19 protein-coding genes are annotated in these 19,452 nt (G+C 67.7%); 8 read left to right on the top strand and 11 right to left on the bottom strand.

Features of this window, described 5'->3' with window-relative positions; all coding sequences use genetic code 11:
- Positions 1 to 7 precede the first annotated feature (7 nt).
- The 7 genes from gap to ACUN0C_RS17115 all read left to right on the top strand — a co-directional run bounded on the left by gap (position 8) and on the right by ACUN0C_RS17115 (position 6,696).
- The gene (gene gap, locus ACUN0C_RS17145; protein ID WP_445467620.1) at positions 8 to 1,015 is read left to right on the top strand and encodes a type I glyceraldehyde-3-phosphate dehydrogenase; all 1,008 of its coding nucleotides are present in this window, start codon (positions 8 to 10) and stop codon (positions 1,013 to 1,015) included.
- Between the two features lie 7 nt (positions 1,016 to 1,022).
- Entirely contained in the window at positions 1,023 to 2,219 is a 1,197-nt protein-coding gene (locus tag ACUN0C_RS17140; RefSeq protein WP_445467619.1) for a phosphoglycerate kinase, read from the top strand.
- A gap of 156 nt (positions 2,220 to 2,375) precedes the next feature.
- The gene (locus ACUN0C_RS17135; protein WP_445467618.1) at positions 2,376 to 3,407 is read left to right on the top strand and encodes a class I fructose-bisphosphate aldolase; all 1,032 of its coding nucleotides are present in this window, start codon (positions 2,376 to 2,378) and stop codon (positions 3,405 to 3,407) included.
- Between the two features lie 79 nt (positions 3,408 to 3,486).
- Entirely contained in the window at positions 3,487 to 4,149 is a 663-nt protein-coding gene (locus ACUN0C_RS17130; protein ID WP_445467617.1) for a thiamine phosphate synthase, read from the top strand.
- A complete protein-coding gene (locus tag ACUN0C_RS17125; RefSeq protein ID WP_445467616.1) occupies positions 4,146 to 5,384 on the top strand; it encodes a hypothetical protein in 1,239 nt (412 codons plus the stop codon). The genes ACUN0C_RS17130 and ACUN0C_RS17125 overlap by 4 nt, the downstream gene beginning before the upstream one ends.
- Positions 5,385 to 5,541: 157 nt before the next feature.
- Positions 5,542 to 5,772 carry a 30S ribosomal protein S21 gene (gene rpsU / locus ACUN0C_RS17120; RefSeq protein ID WP_445467615.1) on the top strand — a complete coding sequence of 77 codons (231 nt, stop codon included), beginning with the start codon at positions 5,542 to 5,544 and terminating at the stop codon, positions 5,770 to 5,772.
- Between the two features lie 45 nt (positions 5,773 to 5,817).
- Positions 5,818 to 6,696 carry a tetratricopeptide repeat protein gene (locus ACUN0C_RS17115; RefSeq protein WP_445467614.1) on the top strand — a complete coding sequence of 293 codons (879 nt, stop codon included), beginning with the start codon at positions 5,818 to 5,820 and terminating at the stop codon, positions 6,694 to 6,696.
- On the opposite strand, the gene ACUN0C_RS17110 is transcribed toward ACUN0C_RS17115, so the two are convergent.
- From ACUN0C_RS17110 to ACUN0C_RS17075, 8 genes are all read right to left on the bottom strand, one after another.
- On the bottom strand, positions 6,693 to 7,529 hold the full coding sequence (locus tag ACUN0C_RS17110; RefSeq protein WP_445467613.1) for an alpha/beta hydrolase: 837 nt from the start codon (positions 7,527 to 7,529) through the stop codon (positions 6,693 to 6,695). The genes ACUN0C_RS17115 and ACUN0C_RS17110 overlap by 4 nt on opposite strands.
- 116 nt (positions 7,530 to 7,645) lie before the next feature.
- A complete protein-coding gene (locus ACUN0C_RS17105; RefSeq protein WP_445467612.1) occupies positions 7,646 to 9,310 on the bottom strand; it encodes a hypothetical protein in 1,665 nt (554 codons plus the stop codon).
- Positions 9,311 to 9,327: 17 nt separating this feature from the next.
- Complete coding sequence (locus ACUN0C_RS17100) at positions 9,328 to 10,449, bottom strand: hypothetical protein (protein WP_445467611.1); 1,122 nt, start codon at positions 10,447 to 10,449, stop codon at positions 9,328 to 9,330.
- Between the two features lie 166 nt (positions 10,450 to 10,615).
- Positions 10,616 to 12,013 carry an NAD(P)(+) transhydrogenase (Re/Si-specific) subunit beta gene (locus tag ACUN0C_RS17095; RefSeq protein WP_445467610.1) on the bottom strand — a complete coding sequence of 466 codons (1,398 nt, stop codon included), beginning with the start codon at positions 12,011 to 12,013 and terminating at the stop codon, positions 10,616 to 10,618.
- A 12-nt stretch (positions 12,014 to 12,025) separates the two neighbouring features.
- Complete coding sequence (locus ACUN0C_RS17090; RefSeq protein ID WP_445467609.1) at positions 12,026 to 12,493, bottom strand: proton-translocating transhydrogenase family protein; 468 nt, start codon at positions 12,491 to 12,493, stop codon at positions 12,026 to 12,028.
- Between the two features lie 13 nt (positions 12,494 to 12,506).
- Complete coding sequence (locus ACUN0C_RS17085; protein WP_445467608.1) at positions 12,507 to 13,643, bottom strand: Re/Si-specific NAD(P)(+) transhydrogenase subunit alpha; 1,137 nt, start codon at positions 13,641 to 13,643, stop codon at positions 12,507 to 12,509.
- Positions 13,644 to 13,651: 8 nt separating this feature from the next.
- Positions 13,652 to 13,957 (bottom strand): aa3-type cytochrome c oxidase subunit IV, encoded by a 306-nt coding sequence (locus ACUN0C_RS17080; protein WP_445467607.1) that lies wholly within the window; start codon positions 13,955 to 13,957, stop codon positions 13,652 to 13,654.
- Between the two features lie 162 nt (positions 13,958 to 14,119).
- Positions 14,120 to 15,493, bottom strand: a complete 1,374-nt coding sequence (locus ACUN0C_RS17075; RefSeq protein WP_445467606.1) for an ABC1 kinase family protein — start codon at positions 15,491 to 15,493, stop codon at positions 14,120 to 14,122.
- Between the two features lie 220 nt (positions 15,494 to 15,713).
- On the opposite strand from ACUN0C_RS17075, the gene glgX reads away from it, so the two are divergent.
- Positions 15,714 to 17,948, top strand: coding sequence for a glycogen debranching protein GlgX (gene glgX / locus ACUN0C_RS17070; RefSeq protein ID WP_445467605.1), 2,235 nt, complete (start codon positions 15,714 to 15,716; stop codon positions 17,946 to 17,948).
- A 506-nt stretch (positions 17,949 to 18,454) separates the two neighbouring features.
- Here the strand turns inward: glgX and ACUN0C_RS17065 are convergent.
- From ACUN0C_RS17065 to ACUN0C_RS17055, 3 genes are all read right to left on the bottom strand, one after another.
- Entirely contained in the window at positions 18,455 to 18,619 is a 165-nt protein-coding gene (locus ACUN0C_RS17065) for a DUF3309 family protein (RefSeq protein ID WP_445467675.1), read from the bottom strand.
- 331 nt (positions 18,620 to 18,950) lie between these two features.
- Entirely contained in the window at positions 18,951 to 19,124 is a 174-nt protein-coding gene (locus tag ACUN0C_RS17060; protein WP_445467604.1) for a CsbD family protein, read from the bottom strand.
- A gap of 125 nt (positions 19,125 to 19,249) precedes the next feature.
- Positions 19,250 to 19,452 (bottom strand): hypothetical protein (locus ACUN0C_RS17055; RefSeq protein ID WP_445467603.1); only part of this gene is annotated, 203 nt, incomplete at its 5' end.

Genomic DNA, 19,452 nt, shown 5'->3' with positions numbered 1-19,452 from the left:
ACGATTCATGGCTGTTCGTGTCGCGATCAACGGGTTCGGTCGGATCGGAAGGAACGTGCTGCGCGCGGTAATCGAGTCGGGCCGCGACGACATCGAAGTCGTCGCGATCAACGACCTCGGCCCCGTCCAGACGAACGCGCATCTGCTCCGTTACGATTCGGTCCACGGCCGCTTCCCGGCCCAGGTTACGGTGGACGGCGACACGATCGACGTCGGGCGCGGCCCCATCAAGGTCACTGCGGAGCGCGACCCTTCCAAGCTCCCGCATCGCGACCTCGGCGTCGAGATCGTCATGGAGTGCACCGGCTTCTTCACCGATCGCGACAAGGCGGCCGCTCATCTCCAGGCCGGAGCGAAGCGCGTCCTCATTTCCGCGCCGGGGACGAATGCCGACCTCACGGTCGTGTACGGCGTCAACAACGACAAGCTGACGGCCGAGCACGAGATCGTGTCGAACGCCTCGTGCACCACCAACTGCCTCGCACCCGTGGCCGCCGTCCTCAACGATGCGATCGGCATCGAGAAGGGCTTCATGACCACGATCCACTCCTACACTGGCGACCAGCCGACGCTCGACACGCTGCACAAGGATCTCTACCGCGCCCGCGCCGCCGCGCTCTCCATGATCCCGACCACCACCGGCGCGGCAAAGGCGGTCGGCCTCGTCCTGCCGGAGCTGAACGGCAAGCTCGACGGCGTGTCGATCCGCGTGCCGACCCCGAACGTCTCGGTCGTGGACTTCAAGTTCGTGGCGAGCCGCAAGACCTCCAAGGAAGAGATCAACGAGGCGATCCGCGCGGCCTCCGAGCAGCGGCTGAAGGGCATTCTCGGCTACACCGACGAGCCGCTCGTCTCCTCCGATTTCAACCACGATCCCCATTCCTCGGTCTTCCACATGGACCAGACCAAGGTCATGGACGGCAATTTCTGCCGGATCCTCTCCTGGTACGACAACGAGTGGGGCTTCTCGAACCGGATGAACGACACCGCCGTCGCGATGGCCAAGGTCATCTGAGGCGGCGATGGGGGCATTTCGTACTCTCGACGATGCCGGCGACATCGCCGGCAAGCGCGTCCTTCTCCGCGTCGACCTGAACGTCCCCGTGAAGGACGGCGTCGTGACCGACAGCACCCGGATCGAGCGGGTGGCCGGCACGATCAGGGAGCTTTCCGAGCGGGGGGCGAAGATCGCCCTCCTGGCGCATTTCGAGCGCCCGAAGGGCAAGCGCGTGCCCGAGATGTCGCTCGAGCCCGTCGCGCCGGCCGTCGCCGACGTCGTCGGGCTGCCGGTCGGCTTCGCCGAAGACTGCATCGGTCCGGAGGCGGAGCGCGCGGTCGCCGAGCTTGGCGACGGCGGAATCATCCTGCTCGAGAACACCCGCTTCCATGCGGGCGAGGAGAAGAACGATCCCGCCTTCGCCGCGGAACTCGCGCGGCTCGGCGATCTGTACGTGAACGACGCCTTTTCCGCTGCGCACCGGGCGCACGCCTCCACCGAGGGCCTCGCCCATCTTCTGCCGGCCTATGCCGGGCGCGCGATGCAGCAGGAGCTGGAGGCGCTCGAAGGGGCACTCGGCTCCCCCGAGCGCCCGGTGGTCGCCGTGATCGGCGGCGCCAAGGTCTCCACGAAGCTCGAGCTCCTCGGCAATTTGCTCCGCAGGGTCGACGCCCTCGTGATCGGCGGCGGCATGGCGAACACGTTCCTCGCCGCGAAGGGCATCGAGATCGGCAAGTCGCTCTACGAGCCCGACCTCCTGGATACGGCGCGACAGATCATGGCGGACGCCGATGCGACGGGCACGGCGATCGTGCTGCCGACGGACGTCGTCGCGGCAACCGCCTTTACCGCGGATGCGCCGAACGAAATCGTCGATGCCGCCGCCGTGCCGCAGGATCGCATGATCCTCGACGTCGGCCCGGATTCCGTTGCGGCCGTCAACGGCTGGATCGACCGGGCGCGGACGCTGGTCTGGAACGGCCCGCTCGGCGCCTTCGAGATCGCGCCTTTCGACCGGGCGACGGTCGCAGCCGCGAAGCACGCCGCAGCCCGCACGCGCGCGGGCGGCCTTCTCTCCGTGGCGGGCGGAGGCGATACGGTCGCCGCGCTGAACCACGCCGGCGTGGCCGACGACTTCAGCTATGTCTCGACCGCCGGTGGAGCCTTCCTCGAGTGGCTGGAGGGCAAGGTCCTGCCCGGCGTGGAAGCGCTCCGCGCCTGACGTCCGGCAGCCCCCGTCCCGCGCCGACGGACCGACGAAGGCCTCGGCTTCCGGGCGGTCCGTCGGCCGTTCCCGGTACGCCCGGAAACGCTTGGCGAGCCGCCTAATTCAGTCCAAATGTACCGCAATGCACGAGCATACGGAGGAGCGACGGCAATGAGCGAACGTCTCGAGGAGATCGCCAATCGCATGGTGGCGGAGGGCAAGGGGATCCTTGCGGCGGACGAGAGCTCCGGCACGATCAAGAAGCGCTTCGATTCGATCGGCGTGGAATCGACCGAGGAGACGCGGCGGGACTATCGCGAGATGCTGTTCCGGGCGGACGACGCCATGCGGAACTACATCTCCGGCGTCATCCTCTTCGATGAGACGCTTCGGCAGAAGGCCCGGGACGGGACGCCGCTTGCCGAACTCATCACGGCGGCCGGCGCCGTGCCCGGCATCAAGGTCGATGCCGGCGCCAAGCCGATGGCGCTCAGCCCCGGCGAGCAGATCACGGAGGGCCTCGACGGCCTGCGCGAGCGGCTGAAGGCGTATCATGGCCTCGGCGCCCGGTTCGCCAAGTGGCGCGCGGTGATCGCGATCGGCGACGAACGCCCGTCCTGGAACTGCATCCAGGCCAATGCGCATGCGCTCGCCCGCTATGCCGCGCTCTGCCAGGAGAACGGCATCGTCCCGATCGTCGAGCCGGAGGTGCTGATGGACGGCCCCGATTCGGTTCACGACATCGGGCGCTGCTATGAGGTCACCGAGTGGACGCTCAACGCCGTGTTCGATCAGCTCTTCGATGCGAACGTGCAGCTCGAGGGCATGGTTCTGAAGCCGAACATGGTGGTGCCCGGCCAGAAGTCCGGAACGAAGGCGAGCGTCGAAGAGGTGGCCGAGAGGACCGTCCGCGTCCTCAAGTCCACCGTCCCGGCGGCCGTTCCCGGGATCGCGTTCCTGTCGGGCGGGCAGTCCGACGAGGATGCGACGGCGCATCTGGCGGCCATGAACGCGATGTACGACCTGCCGTGGAAGCTCACCTTCTCCTACGGCCGTGCCCTGCAGGCGGCGGCGCTCCGCGCCTGGGGCGGCAAGTCCGAGAACGAACGGGCCGGCCAGCAGGCCTTCTCGCACCGCGCCCGCATGAACAGCCTTGCCGCGCTCGGCTCCTGGAAGCCCGACATGGAGCGGCAGGCCGCATAGCCTTCGCCCGAAATCAGCCGGATTCGGCATGTGCAGGGAAGGAGGCCGTGCGTCTCCTTCTTCGCTTCGAGGTTTCACCTTGGGCCAGACCAGAGATGCCGACGAGCAGCCAGCCCTGCTCTACCTCGTGACGCCGGGCGGCTTCGACCGCCAGTCGTTTCCGCGCGGACTGGAGGCGGCGCTCGGCACGGGTCTCGTGGCGGCGGTGCTGATCGGCGTCGGCGCGAGCGAGGAAACGGCCGAGCAGGAGGCCGCGCTCCTCGTCCCCATCGTCCAGGCGCACAACGCCGCCGCGCTGGTGGCGGAACACACCCGGGCCGCCGGCCGCGCTCGCGCCGACGGTGTCCATGTCTCGACCGGCATCGGCGACCTGAAACGGGCGGTCGAGCGGTTCACGCCGAAGCAGATCGTGGGCGCCGGAAGCCTCCGCACCCGCCATGCGGCGATGGAGGCCGGCGAGGCGGGCGCCGATTACGTCTTCTTCGGCCAGCCGCACTGCGACATCCGGCACGAGCCGCACCTGAGGGCGCTCGACCTTGCGGAATGGTGGTCGGATCTCATGGAGATCCCCGCCGTGATCATGGCAGGGCATGCGCTGGAGAGCGTAGCCGTCGCAGGCGCGACCGGAGCGGGCTTCGTGGCGCTCCACAGGGCCGTGTGGGAGCATCCGGGCGGCCCGGCCGAGGCGGTTCTGGTCGCGCACGAGCTGCTTCAGGCAGCTGCCCGCAAGGGCGAGCCGTGAGGAAGGCCGTCCATCTGGCATCGGCGCTGCTGCTGGCCGCATCTTGCGGGTCCGGCGCGGCCCAGGAGGCGGCGACGCCGCCGCCCGACCCGACGGCTGTCGCGCCGGCCCTCGCCGAGCCCGCGCCGTCGCCGGATGCGGACGCCCCGCCGGCCGCGTCCACCCTGCCCTCCCCGGTCGATTCCGACCGGATCGACCAACGGATCGACAGCGGCATGGAAACGGCGCTCGGCGAGGATGGGCCGGCGCCCGACTTCGCCTATGGCGCGTTCCAGCGCGGCTATTTCCTCTCGGCGTTCGCTCTGGCGCTGGAAAAGGCGAAGCAGGGTGATCCCGCCTCCGCGACGCTCCTGGGCGAGCTCCTGGCCCGGGGGCTGGGCGTCAAGCAGAACCTCGAAGAGGCGGCAGGCTGGTACCAGCTCGCCGCCGATGCCGGGGACAAGGAAGCGCTCTATGCGCTCGGCCGCCTGTATCTCGATGGCCATGGCGTGCCGCCCGACCACGCGCGTGCCGCCGATCTCTTCGCCAGGGCCGGTGCAGCCGGCCATGCGGTCGCGCTGCGCGAGCTCGGCTACATGATCCTCCAGGGCCAAGGCCAGGAGCGGAATGCCATGCTGGCGGCCGCGCACCTGCGGAATGCCGCGCGCCTCGGTGATCCCGACGCGAAGTATGCTCTCGCCGGCCTCTACTCCGAAGGCGTCGGGGTCGTGAGGAACGAGGCCACGGCGGCGCGCTGGTTCGCCGAGGCCGCCCGGGCGGGCCATACGGGCGCGCAGGTCGAGTACGCCATCATGCTCTTCAACGGGCGCGGCGTCGGGAGGGACGAGGCCGTGGCCGCCCGCTGGTTCCGGGAAGCGGCAAGCGCCGGCAATCCGGCCGCACAGCTTCGGCTTGCGCGCCTGCTCGCGGACGGGCGGGGCGTCACGGCTGATCCGACGGAGGCAGCACGCTGGTATCTCGTCGCGCGCGACCGGGGTGCCCTCGACGATCACATGGAGAGCTGGCTGCTCCAGCTGGGCCGCGACGAGCGCGCGAAAGCAGAGGCCGCCGCGACGCGCTGGCTCGGCCATCCACCCTCCCGGCCCGCGCCTGGTGGAGACCCGGCAGAGCCCGGCGGGGCCGCCGCCGATGGCGCTCAGGCCGCCCCCTCGGACGGGGAGGAAGCTCCCGGCTCGGAAGGTGCGGTCGAACCGGCCGACGGCGTCTCCGATGCCGCGAACGGTGGACAGGATTGAACCGAGGCGCTATATCCCAATCGCCTGATGCGCCGGGGCGCAGCGGGCGCATAGCTGTTTGCGGAATTTGAATCGACCTGGCGGGCGCTGCACGCGTCCGCGGACGATCGTTCCGACCAAGACATTCGGCAATCGGCGGAGAAAGGAACGGAATCACGTGCAGGTCATCGTCAGGGACAATAACGTCGATCAGGCTCTGAAAGCTCTGAAGAAGAAGATGCAGCGCGAAGGCATCTTCCGCGAGATGAAGCTCCGCAATCATTACGAGAAGCCGTCCGAGAAGAAGGCGCGCGAGAAGGCGGAAGCCGTCCGCCGCGCGCGGAAGCTTGCGCGCAAGCGCGCCCAGCGCGAAGGCCTCCTGCCGGGCAAGCGCCGCGCGGCGCGCTGATCGCCCGCGGACGCGAGGCGTACCGGCGGCTTTGGGAGTTCCAGGATGACCATCGAGCGGACCGGGCCGGACTTCATGCCGGCGCGTAGCGACTGCGTTCGGAGCAGACGCTCCATAGCGGCTGCTCTGCTGGCCGCGGCGCTCCTTGCCGGGTGCCAGACGATGACGACGCCGGCCGTCGACATGACGAATGTCGATCCGGCGACCGCAGCCCCGGCAAACATCGAGTCCCTCACCGCGGTCATCCGGCAGAACCCGAACGACGCCAACGCCTACAACGTGCGCGGCGCGGCCTACGGGCTCGCCGGCATGTACAAGGAGGCGACGGCCGACTTCGAGGCGGCGCTCCGCCTCGACCCGAGCTTCGGCCAGGCCTATGCGAACCGGGCGCTCATCCTGCGCCGCCAGGGCAAGCTTCGTGACGCGCTGGCGGACTACAACCGTGCGATCCAGGCCGACCCGGGCTATGCCCCGGCCTATGTGGCGCGCGGCAACATCTACCGCCAGGAAGGCCGCGCCGACCTCGCGCTTGCCGACTACAACACGGCGATTTCCATCAACCCGACGGACGCGCAGGCCTTCTACAACCGGGGCCTCGCCAATCAGGCGCTCAACCAGCACCAGACGGCGGTGGAGGACTTCACCACTGCGATCGGGATTTCGCCCGGCGCGGCGGAGCCCTACAACAGCCGCGGGGTGAGCTATCTCGCCCTCGGCGACCCGAAGAGCGCGCTGGACGACATCACCGAGTCGCTCCGGCGCGACAATCGCAGCTTCCAGGCATGGGCCAACCAGGGTCTCGCCTACGAGCAGCTCGGCGACCGGCAGAAGGCGTTCACCGCGTTCTCGCGAGCGCTCACCGTCAACGCCAACTACCAGATCGCAGTGGACGGGGCGCGTCGGACCTCGGCGACCCGGGCCTAACCGGCCGGCCGCGGCACGGCGCCGCTCTCCTCCAGGAACTGGAGCACGCGCGGCCAGAGGCCGCGTTTCCACAGATCGCTGTGGCGCGCGTCCGGCACGATCTCCAGCTCCGCGCGCGGGCCGGCGATCTCGGCGAGCGCCCGGCCGTGCGCCACCGGGATCACTTCGTCCGCCGTTCCGTGCACGATGAGGATGGGCTCCTCCACGGCGCGGATGTGCTCGCGCGAGAGGAACGGGTCCCGCATCAGGAGCGATACCGGCAGCCACGGATAGGTCGCGCCCGCAATGTCGAGCGCGGCCGTGAACGGGGCCTCCAGAACGAGGGCGAGCGCCGGTCGCCGGCTCGCCGCATAGGTCGCCACCGCCGTGCCGAGCGACTCGCCGTGGATCACGATCCGGTCGGTTCGCGCCGCGAGCCAGTCGAACGCGGCGAGCGCGTCCTCGAACAAGGCGGCCTCGCTCGGCGCGCCGCCGCTTCCGGGATAGCCCCGGTAGCTGAAAGCGAGCAGGCCGACCCCGGAATCGAGCACCTGCCGGAAGCGGTCGGCCCGCCCGCTCATGCTGCCGGCATTGCCGTGAAAGTAGAGGAGCGTCGGCTGGCCCTCGGCGGCAGGCGCGTACCAGCCGGTCAGCGTCACGCCGTCACCGCGCTCCAGCGTTACGATCTCGACCCCCTCGAGGCCCTTCTCCGCCGGCGTCTCGAGCAGCGTCCCCGGAGCGAAGACGTAGCCGCGCTGGAACGTGTAGAGATAGCCCGCGGCCGCCACGTACCCGGCGACCGGGACGGCGATCAGCAGCGTGCCCAGACGCGCCCGCTTCGACGAAGCCCGCAAGTTCCCTCTCCTCCTGCGCGCGGCGCCAACGCGGAATGGCGGCGCCCGATTTGCCAGCTGCGGGTGGTTACCATGGCTTTCCGGGCGCGTCTTGCGGAGTCGCGAGGCGCGCGCCATCAGAGGTCGAGCTCGAGCGCCCGCCGCAACGCCACGAGATGCTCGTTTGATCCTCGAGGCCCAGCCCCCGGTTCCCAATAGAGGGTGTGCGTGAACAAAGGCCACTGGAATAAGCACAGCAGAGGCCTTCGCAGCCGAACGACGATCTCCTGAATCCCGTGCCCGAAATGGTCCTGTGCCGGTCCCGACAGAAAATCCCCGAAGAAGATGCCCCGCGGGGGATGGTGAATATTCGTCCAGCGCACGCTGGCGAAAACGGCGGCATGGTGCGGCACAGTCGAGCCTCCGGTCGCCGTTCTATAGAACATGCTCTTCGGACAGCCTTTGTCATTCGCCCTCGGCGGCGAAGTGGCGACGAGACGCTCACGCTTCATGCGCTCAAGATGCCTATCGGTCTCGGCGATCAGGAAGTCGGCGTGCGTGAGCGGGCTGCCGAGCGTCACGAAATCGCTGACCAGCCAACTATCCGACTCGGCGCGAAGCGCGTCAAACACCGCGCGCTGCGCGTCCCGGTACTTCGAGAGTTCAAACGTGCGGCAAGGATGGACCAAATTCTGGTCGAGCCACGCCAGCGCAGCCGCGGCCGCCGGCCCCGGCGGGCGCTCCCTGGAGGGTCCGCGCTCCGCCCAGAGCAACAGCAGCAAGTCATAGGCGATGATCGCGCCCAGGCTGTGACCGACGATGAAGATGCGGTCGTACTCGCGGCACTCATGGAGACCGTTCAGCAGAGCCAAGCCCCGCTCCCGTACGGCCTGGCGGCGCTCCACCGTCTCCGGAGCGGCCCGCACGTAGCGCGCGACGTCGCCGAGATAGGGCACCACCACCTGATGGATCAGGATTCCGAGCGCGAATGCCGTTCCGGCTGCGATCAAGCGGGCGGGATTCTCCAGGTTCTCCTGACCGTCCATGGCGTCGGGTCCGATCACCATCGCGGCGAGAAGGCCGCCGATGGCGATGACCGTTGGCGCGGCGAGCCCGACGTCGATCCTGTCGTGCCGATTCGGCTCTGAGCGCGCGCCCCGCGTTCGATACAGCAGGCAAGCGAGCCGAAGGAGGAGGAGAGCCGCCGCCGCTCCTGCCGTCGCCAGGAGCACGGTGTGAAGATTCGTGCCGAGCCACCGAAAAGGTCTGCCGAAGATGCCCTGCAACCAGACGATTGGCGGACTGCCCGGGTGGGCGGCGCTCAGCAGGATGAGCACCACGGCGGCGACCCCCGCCCACAGCAACAGCCAGGCCGGCATTACGCGAAACGGCACGGTCCAAGGCGGCCTGAACAGCAGACCCCGGACCCAGGACCAGAGGTGCTGCAGGGTCGTGCCCTGCATGAGGTCGGCCCAGTAGAACTCGAAGAAGTCGGTGCGGAGGTCACCCGAGGCCTCCTCGACGAAGCCGGCGCGGATGCGTCGCAGCTCGTAGGATCCGGCCATCTTGTCCGGCACGATCCACGTCGCGCGCCCGCACCTGTCGCGCTTCTTGTCCGCCGGGCAGTCCTTCCGCAGATCCTCCAGCCAGACCGCATCGACGAAGCTGCGCAGAGTCTCCATCGGGCGCTGCTCGCCTATTCCATGGATCACCACCACGGCCCGCTTCTTACGCCCCGGCATAGTGGAGCCGCTTCCCGCCTCCTCTGGGTGCGACGTTGCGCCTTCAACCGTCGCCGACATCCTTCCAGTCCTTCCGGCTAAGGAGCAAGAATGATTGCGCTACCAATCTGAAGATCATGGCGCGAAGTGCTTTGCGCCGTAAGCTGCGATAGGACGGCGAACACTTGTTTCGTGTTGATGGTGCCCGATTCGGGAACGCAGTATTCAACGCCCCTGTAGTTTGCCTTGGCGAAGCAGCCTCCGCCCTCAGCGCGCACGACCGTCAGCAGGCCCGGATGCCCCCCTCGCTCGTCGATGAGAATCGCAACGCCCGGGCCTCCCTCAAGGACGCTTCCCAAGAAGCGGTAGATCGCCATCGGGGATCTCGGTGTGATCTCATAGCGCGTGCCGCCGCGCGAAATGGCCAGCTTGTTGGCCTCCGCCGCCCGCCCCGTCTCGCAACGCACATTAGACCCGGAGCTTCCCCAATCGCGGTGGCCGCTTCTTTGCGCCGCCCTTCTCGCGTAGCTGCCGAGCAACTCGTCGAAACACAGTGCAGCCGAGGGTGCCGCGTCCTTCTTTCCGCGTGCCGGTGCGATGGGTACGGCGGTGAGGCCCCATTGCATGGCGAGGTGCACGAACTCTTCGAAGCAGCTGGGCTCCCTTCTTCCCAGTTCGCACGCCGTGTTGAACGGAGGCTGGTTCATGAAGAGTTCGTCGCGCCCGTCCGAGTGCCGCACGCGCACGGATTCCGGCAATATCCAGAACAGCAGTTCTCTCGAGTAGCCCTGCTGGAGCAACCCCAGGAAGTTTGAGGGGGTGATCGGGCTGAGAAGCCTATCGTAGAATTGGCTGGTGACCAGCGGTGCGGCTTTGGTGCTGGTGTTGACCGCAGTGGTCGTTCCCAGGGTGGCATTCGAAAAGGCAAACTGGCTCGCCGCATCGTGGCCGACCGCAAACGATGGCAGACCGAGGTTCGTCGTGGAACTCAACTGCCCGCCGATCTCGCTGGCCGGTGCAAAGGTCAGCGGCTCAAACTCTCGCGATCGAAGGATGTTGAGCAGAATCTCGTCGTTGCGGAACTGGTTCAACTCGCCATTATAGCTGAGCAAGCGACTGCTGAGGCTGCTGTCCACCGCGGCGCATGCTGCGACGAGGCTGCAGGCGGCGAGCACAAAACAGACGACACGCGCCGCGCGAGCGAACGCACCCAGTATCATCGGACCCCCCGGCGTGCCCGCTCCCCGTGCGAGCGTCACGATTTCGACACATCCTGGGGATGCCGTCAACCATTCTTCAACTAATGCGGGATTGCGCACCAGGGTCGGCCGCAACAAAAAGGCCGGGCGCTGGGGCCCGGCCTCTGGAAAGTGAAGGCAAGTCGCCTCACCCGAGCGACTTGACGATGTCCTCGGTCATCTTCTTGGCGTCGCCGAACAGCATCATCGTGTTCGGCTTGTAGAACAGCGTGTTGTCGATGCCGGCGTAGCCGGAGCCGAGCGACCGCTTGATGAAGAGGCAGGTCTTCGCCTTATCGACGTCGAGGATCGGCATGCCGAAGATCGGGGACGACGGGTCGTCGCGCGCGGCGGGGTTGGTCACGTCATTCGCGCCGATCACGAAGGCGACGTCGGCCTGCGCGAACTCCGAGTTGATGTCCTCGAGCTCGAACACCTCGTCATAGGGCACGTTCGCTTCGGCGAGCAGCACGTTCATGTGGCCCGGCATGCGTCCGGCGACCGGATGGATGGCGTACTTCACCTCCACGCCTTCGCGCTTCAGCATGTCGCCCATCTCGCGCAGCGCATGCTGGGCCTGCGCGACCGCCATGCCGTAGCCCGGCACGACGATCACCTTCGACGCGTTCTTCATCAGGAAGGCCGCGTCCTCGGCGGAGCCCTGCTTCACCGTGCGGTCGCCGAGATCCTGGGCCCCGGCAACGGTCTCGCCGCCGAAGCCGCCGAGGATGACCGAGATGAACGAGCGGTTCATCCCCTTGCACATGATGTAGCTGAGGATCGCGCCGGACGAGCCGACGAGCGCGCCCGTGATGATGAGCGCCGTGTTGCCGAGGGTGAAGCCGATGCCGGCCGCCGCCCATCCCGAATAGGAGTTCAGCATCGACACGACGACCGGCATGTCCGCCCCGCCGATCGGGACGATGATGAGCGCGCCGAGCACCAGGCTCACCACCACGATCAGCCAGAACACCGCATGGCTCTCGGTCGCCACCAGCGCCACGACCAGGCCGACGAGCAGGATGGCGAGAGCCGCGTTGATGACGTGCCGGGACGGCAGCAGGATGGGCTTGCCGCTCATCCGGCCGTCGAGCTTCAGGAAGGCGATCACGGATCCGGTGAAGGTGATGGCGCCGATCGCCGTGCCGAGGCTCATCTCCACCAGGCTGGCGCCGTGGATCGCGCCCTGCACGCCGATATCGAAGGCCTGAGGGGCATAGAGCGCCGCCGCCGCGACCAGGACCGCCGCAAGGCCGACCAGCGAGTGGAAGGCGGCGACGAGCTGCGGCATGGCCGTCATCGGGATGCGCCGGGCCACCATCGCGCCGACGCCGCCGCCGAGCCCGAGCGCTATCGCCAAAAGCAGCCAGCCGAAGGCGTCGGATGGCGGCGAGGAGAACAGCGTGGTGACCACCGCGATGGCCATGCCGACCATGGCGTACTGGTTGCCGCGCCGGCTCGTCTCCGGATGCGAGAGGCCCCGCAGCGCCAGGATGAAGAGGACCCCGGAGACGAGATAGAGAAACGCCGTGACGTTTGCTGACATTTTACGGCGCCCCTACCGTTCTTTTCTCTTGTACATGGCCAGCATGCGCTGGGTGACGAGGAACCCGCCGAAGATGTTCACGCTCGCCAGGATCACCGCGATGAAGCCGAGCGTCCGCGCCGTTCCGGTTCCCTCGCCGACGAGGTCGACGCCGAGTGCGAGCAGCGCGCCGACCACGATCACGGAGGAGATCGCGTTGGTCACGCTCATCAGCGGCGTGTGGAGCGCCGGCGTGACCGACCAGACGACGTAATAGCCCACGAAGATCGCCAGGACGAAGATCGACAGGCGGAAGACGAACGGGTCGATCACGCCCCCGGTCGCCGCGTGCGCCAGGGCGCCGGCAGCATCGGCCGCCCCCTCCTGCGAGGCGAGCGCCGCCGCCTGTTCCGCCGCCTGGCGGGCCTGCTCGGCGGCTGCGCCGGCCGCATCGGCGGCGGCGCGGGCCCGCTCGACGGCCTCGCTCAATGTGCTTGCCATCAGTCCTCCCCCCTCATGCAGCCGGCTTCGGAGCGAAGCTCGGATGGACGACGGCGCCTTGGTTGGTGAGCATCGTCGCTGTGATGATTTCGTCGTCTCGGTTGATCCTCAGCGCCTTCGTCTCCGGATCGATCATCGGCTCGACGAAGGCGTAGATGTTGCGCGCGAGCAGTGCCGAGGACGACTGTGCGATCCGGCCCGCCATGTTGACGAAGCCGATGATCTTGACGCCGCCCACGGCGGCGATCTCGTCGGCGACGGCGCCCTCGACGTTGCCGCCGCGCTCAACCGCGAGGTCCACGATGACGGAGCCCGGCCGCATCGAGGCCACCATCTCCCTCGTGAGCAGCTTCGGCGCCGGCCGACCCGGGATGAGCGCCGTCGTGATGACGATGTCCTGCTTGGCGATGTGCCCGGCCACGAGCGCCGCCTGCTTGGCGCGGTACTCGGCCGACATCTCCTTGGCGTAGCCGCCCGCCGTTTCCGCCGCCTTGAACTCCTCGTCCTCGACGGCGACGAACTTGCCGCCGAGCGAGGCGACCTGCTCCTTGGCGGCCGGGCGGACGTCGGTGGCGGTCACGACCGCGCCGAGGCGCTTCGCCGTGGCGATCGCCTGGAGCCCGGCGACGCCGGCACCCATCACGAACACGCGGGCGGCGGGCACCGTGCCCGCGGCGGTCATCATCATCGGCAGCGCGCGGCCGAAATGCGCGGCAGCCTCGATCACGGCCTGGTAGCCGGCGAGGTTGGCCTGGGACGACAGGACGTCCATCACCTGCGCGCGCGTGATGCGGGGGATCATCTCAAGCGAAAAGGCGGACAGGCCCGCTTCTGCCATCGACTGCAGCGCGCCTTCGTTGCCGTAGGGGTCCATCAGGGCGACGATCGCGGCGCCGCTCCGAAGATCGTCGAGCGCGTCCGGCCGACGGACCTTCAGCACGAGGTCGGCGTTCGCAGATGCCTCCGCCGCGCTCGCTGCAAGCGAAGCCCCCGCTTCCTGATAGTCCTTGTCAGCGTAGCCGGAAGCCTGACCCGCCCCGCTTTCCACGGTGACGTCGGCTCCCTTCCCGATGAACTTCTTGACCGTTTCCGGCGTGGCGGCGACGCGCGGCTCCTTCGCGGCGTCTTCCTTCAGGACAGCAATCTTCATGGCGCCGCTCAGGCCACGGCCAGGATGATGAACAGCACCCCGATCGCGAAAACGACCGCCGGCGGCTTCCACGATCCGCGCGAGGCAAATCCCATCACGGTTGCGGCGATCGTCATGATGAGAAGGAGAGAACCGAGCCAGAAGCCGACGCTGGCCGAACCGAACGCGAAGAGGACCAGCGCCAGCACCACGTCGAGCGTGGCGACGGTGAGCACCTGGCTTGCCTTGATGAAGGCGGAATAGGTGCGCTCATGCTCACGGTAGTCCATTTCGGCGCCGATCTCGGCAGGACCGTGAGTGACGTGTTCGGCCATGTGGGCAACCCCCCTTGCAAATCCGGCGCGTGGTATACCAGCCAGTTTCTCCAGCGGCAACGGCACGGAACCTGCGGTTCTCCGCCGCGCCACCGCTGCCGCTGCGTTAAGCGCAATAGGAGCCGTGCCGCAAGGGGGGCGAGCACAGATCCGCAATTTTTGTCATACGATATTATCGGTGAGCCCCACGGCAGCGAGCGCAGCGCGCTGCCGATCCGCCACCTGGGCCGTCTCGAAAGCCTCGATCTCCTCGTTGAAGAGGCGGTAGAAATTCATCTCGGCGCGCAGGTGCAGGAACACGCCGCCGAGCCCGATCGCCGCACGGTCCATGAACACGAACTCCCGCGGCACCCGCACGGGACCCTTCTCCCTGAGCGCCTGATGGACCTGGAAAGCCTGCTGCCGCCCGTACTCGGTCGCGGAAACGCCGTCGGCGATCGCCCGGACCCGATCCTCCAGGAGCGGGCCGTAGATGAACCGGGCCCAGATGTTCAGCACGTCGACCAGTTCGTTGCTGAGCCCGCGGAAACCCCATGTCTCGTAGGCGGAGACGATCTGAGCGCGGTTTCCGGTCTGCAGGCCGTGATAGAGGTCGATCACGCCTTGCACGAAGGTCGGCGGAAAGATGCGGATGCAGCCGTAATCCAACAGGTTGATCCCGGCCGGGCGGCCGCCCTCCTCGAAGACGGTGTAATTGCCGAGATGCGGATCGCCGTGGATGACCGCATAATGGCTGAACGGATGCCACCAGGCCTTGAACATGGCGGTAGCGATCCTGTTGCGCTCCTCGACGGCGTGCTCCCGGTAGGCGAGCAGGCCCTCCCCGTCCAGCCAGGACATCGTGAGGAGCCGCTTCGTCGACAGATCCGGCACGATCTCGGGCACGCGGATGAGCGGCTCGGCGGAAAAGATCCTGCGATAGAGGTCCGTGTGCCGCGCCTCCCGCTCGTAATCCAGCTCCTCCCGGACGCGGGCGCCGATCTCGGTCCCGATCTCGCGCGTGTCGATGGCCGGGTCCATCCGGCGATGGATGGAGAGAACGAGCCCGAGCTGCCGGAGATCCGCCTCGACCGCGCTCGCCATGTCCGGGTATTGCAGCTTGCAGGCGAGGCGACGGCCGTCCTTTCCGACTGCCCGATGCACCTGGCCGAGCGACGCGGCCGCCGCGGGCTCGTGATCGAACGAAGCGAAGCGCGCCTGCCAGCCGGCGCCGAGCTCCGCCGTCATCCGCCGCTTCACGAAGGCCCACCCCATCGGCGGGGCATTGGCCTGGAGCTGCGCGAGCTCGGCCGCATATTCCGGCGGCAGCGCATCCGGGATCGTGGCGAGGAGCTGCGCGACCTTCATGATCGGCCCCTTCAGCCCGCCGAGCGCACGGGCGAGCTCGGCGGCGTTCGCCCCGCGGTCGAACTCCATGCCGAAGGCGCGCGACCCGAGCATGCGCGCCGCGACCCCGCTCATCCCGGTTCCCACGCGGGCGTAACGTGACAGGCGGCCGGTCAGCCGGTTCGCTTCGTCGTCGCGGCTGGAGGCCATCTCGTCCCGTTCCCTCAAGGTGTGCCGGCGCCCCTGATATAGGCTTCGGCCGTCGTAGCGCACGAGCGACACGCCGTCTCGCCTGGAACCTCCGCCGCAATGCCGGCGCCGCGCTTCCCAGTGCCGCTCGCCGGCGGCCGGACCGCCCGCCTCCCCGCCCGAATTCGGAACTCCTCCGTCGGGATTGGCGTTGTCACGGGCTTCTTTCCTGGTGGGCATGATGAATATCCAAACGAAACCGGCCGCCGCGCCCTTGGTCGCGGCGGTCCGCAGCGGCATTCGCGAAGGGCGGCCGTTCCCGCTCGGGGCCACCTGGGACGGCCTCGGCGTCAACTTCGCGATCTTCTCGGCGCACGCCACCAAGGTGGAGCTCTGCCTCTTCGACGAGAGCGGCGAGACCGAGCTCGAACGGATCGAGCTGCCGGAATACACCGACGAGATCTGGCACGGCTACCTGCCCTCCGCGCGCCCTGGAACCACCTACGGCTACCGCGTCCACGGCGCCTATGCGCCCGAGGCGGGCCACCGCTTCAACCCGAACAAGCTGCTTATTGACCCCTATGCCAAGCAGCTCATCGGCGAGCTCCGATGGGCGCCCGAGATCTTCGGCTACCGGCTCGATTCCCGCGACAAGGATCTCTCCTTCGACGAGCGCGACAGCGCGGCCTTCGTGCCGAAATGCCGCGTCATCGATCCGGCCTTCACCTGGGGCTCGGAGCGGCGCCCGAACGTGCCGTGGGAGCAGACGATCTTCTACGAGATGCACGTCAAGGGCTTCACCATGCTCCACGACCGCATCCCGGAGAACTGCCGGGGGACGTTCGCCGCGCTCGCCGATCCCCACGTCATCGCCTACCTGAAGTCGCTCGGCCTCACCTCCGTCGAGCTGCTGCCCATCCACGCCTTCGTCGACGACGACTACCTCCTCCAGAAGGGCCTTCGGAACTATTGGGGCTACAACTCGATCGGCTTCTTCGCGCCCGACCCGCGCTACCTCAACACGCCCTTCGTGAACGAGTTCAAGGAGACGGTGAACCAGTTCCATGCGGCCGGGATCGAGATCATCCTGGACGTCGTCTACAACCACACGGCGGAAGGCAACGAGCTCGGCCCGACCCTCTCGCTGAAGGGGATCGACAACGCCAGCTACTACCGCCTCATGCCCGACGAGCCGCGCTTCTACATCAACGACACCGGCACCGGGAATACGGTCAATCTCAGCCATCCGCGCGTGCTGCAGATGGTCGCCGACAGCCTGCGCTACTGGGCGACGGAGATGCGGGTCGACGGTTTCCGCTTCGATCTCGCCACCATCCTCGCGCGCGAGCCCTACGGCTTCGACGAAGGCGGCGGGTTCCTCGACGCATGCCGCCAGGATCCGGTCCTGTCCATGGTCAAGCTGATCGCCGAGCCGTGGGACATCGGCCCGGGCGGCTATCAGGTCGGCCGCTTCCCGCCGGGCTGGGCGGAGTGGAACGACAAGTTCCGCGACACCGTGCGGGCGTTCTGGAAGGGCGACGAGGGCAAGCTCGCCGAGCTCGCCGCCCGCATCACCGGCTCGGGCGACCTCTTCAACCGCCGCGGCCGCAAGCCGTGGGCGAGCGTGAACTTCATCACCGCCCATGACGGCTTCACGCTGCACGACCTCGTCTCCTACAACGACAAGCACAACGAGGCGAACGGCGAGGACAACCGCGACGGCCACAGCAACAACCATTCCTGGAACCACGGCGCGGAGGGCCCGACCGACGATGCCGAGATCGTCGCCCTGCGCGAACGCCAGAAACGCAACATGCTGGCCACCCTCCTGCTCGCCCAGGGCACGCCGATGCTGCTTGCCGGCGACGAGTTCGGCCGCACCCAGAACGGCAACAATAACGCCTATTGCCAGGACAACGCGCTGAACTGGATCGACTGGGGCGCGCTCACCGAGGAAGGCCGGCAGATGGTGGACTTCGTGCGCAAGCTGATCGCGCTCCGAAAGGCCTATCCGATCCTCCACCGCGGCCGCTTCCTGGTCGGCGAGTACAACGACGAGATCGACGTCAAGGACGTGACCTGGCTCGCGCCCGATGCGAGCGAGATGACGCCCGAACAGTGGCAGGATCCGCGGGCACGCTGCCTCGGCATCGTGCTCGACGGGCGCGCACAGCCGACCGGCATCCGCCGCCGCGGCTCAGACGCGACGCTCCTCATCGTCATGAACGCCCATCACGATGTCGTCGAGTTCACACTCCCCTCCGTGCCGGAGGGCGACAGCTGGCGCTGCCTGCTCGACACCCACGTGCCGGAGCGGATCGAGGAAACCCCCCACGAATTCGGCGACGTCTACGAGGTGACGGGCCGCTCCTTCCTCGTCTTCACGCTGGAGCGCAAGGGCAGGCATTCCCGCTCCGTCCGCACCGGCATGGGCGCGCTCCTGGAGATCGCCGAGCAGCCGTTCCGGAGGGAGTGAGGGGGATCGCGACGGGCGGACGCAAGCTCAGTTGGACAGCCCGACGTTCTCGGACCGCTCTGACATTGCGCATCAGGTGAGGCAGTTCAGGTCATCAAATGGCGAAACGCCGTTGAGAACGGAAAGTACCCAGACGTTGAGGCGCCCTGGCCAGTGGTGACTGCCACCCCCAGTGGCGCCTGATGCAGGACCAGCGACCGCCAGCAGCACCACGGTACGCGTGCCTCGACTCCCCAACAGCCGTCTTCGACCCACTCAACTTCCTCGAAGCGGGGGCGACGTTCCCGCTCTCCTCGATGGCCTTGATGATCTCCCACAGCGGTTCGGCATCGGAAGGCGGCGGGGCGGCCAATCCGGCTGCGCGAAGGCGGGACCGCGAGCAATGGCGAAAGAGCGACCAACCAAGCCACGCCAGTTCGTCCCGATCGCTCCTTGTGCGTCCGGGACGGGAACCGGCGGCATTTCCGGATAGCGGAAGAAGGGCCGCCGGCTCATGCCGCTCTTCTTCAGAGACGCCCGGTGAGAACAAGGACGAGAAGGACGATGAGCAGGACGCCGAGCACGCCGATGCCGCCATGGCCGAAGCCGTAGCCATAGCCGCCGAACCGGCCGCTGAAGCCACCCAGCAGGAAAATGATCAGGATGATGATGAGTATGGTACCGATCGACACGATGCTTCCTCCTTGAACAGGTTCGGCCTGTTCCTCTGCCTCGGCCCGAAGGCGAACCAGCGTCCCGCTTCCCCGACGGCACCGTTTCGATGGGCGCCATCCAGGGAATCGGTCGGCGAGTTCGCTCCAATCGTAACGCCAGGCATCCCCGATTTCGATGCTCATGCCGCGCTGGCGCTTCCTGATCGTCCGAGAAGCCGATGACGTCGCCGCCGCCGGCCGACCAGGCCGACCTCGGTTCCGCCCCCAAGCACCCGCAAATATGCGCTGCAAGGTCCGGCACGCTGCCTTGACGGTCTCATGGCCGCGCGCGGGGTGACCGGCCCTCGACCTATTTCCCTCTGAGCGTGTCCTTGAGCCCGCCTACGGCATTCTGCACCGTGCCCTCGACCCTGTCGGCCTTGCCCGAAGACTCGAGCTTGGCGTCTCCGATCGCTTTACCGACCGCTTCCTTGACCCTGCCCTTGACGACCTTCGCAGAGCCTTTCACCCGATCCTTGTCCATATTGCGCCCCCTTCGAGATACGCTGACGACGGCCGTATCATCGCGGAGCATGGACGGAGAGGGCATTGACTTGGATCATGGTGACATTGCCACCTCCGCGAGGCGCAGGGCTCTGTCCGGACCGATCATCGACGATGACCGTTGATCTGCCGTAGATCGGCGTCTACCGGCACCTCCGGCCGCCGCGTGTGCGCTTGCCCGCTCGTCGGCTTCACGCCGTTCTCCGCGGCTGCGATCGACGTCGACGCCGAACTGCGCGTTTCCTCCCCGAACGCGGAAAGCCCGCCGGGCGAGTTGCCTGGCGGGCTTGTTGGTTGGGCGTTTTGAC

It is taken from the genome of Faunimonas sp. B44 (assembly GCF_052655945.1).
Note: the sequence above shows the minus strand (reverse complement) of the source record. Positions and strands in the feature narration are given on the sequence as shown.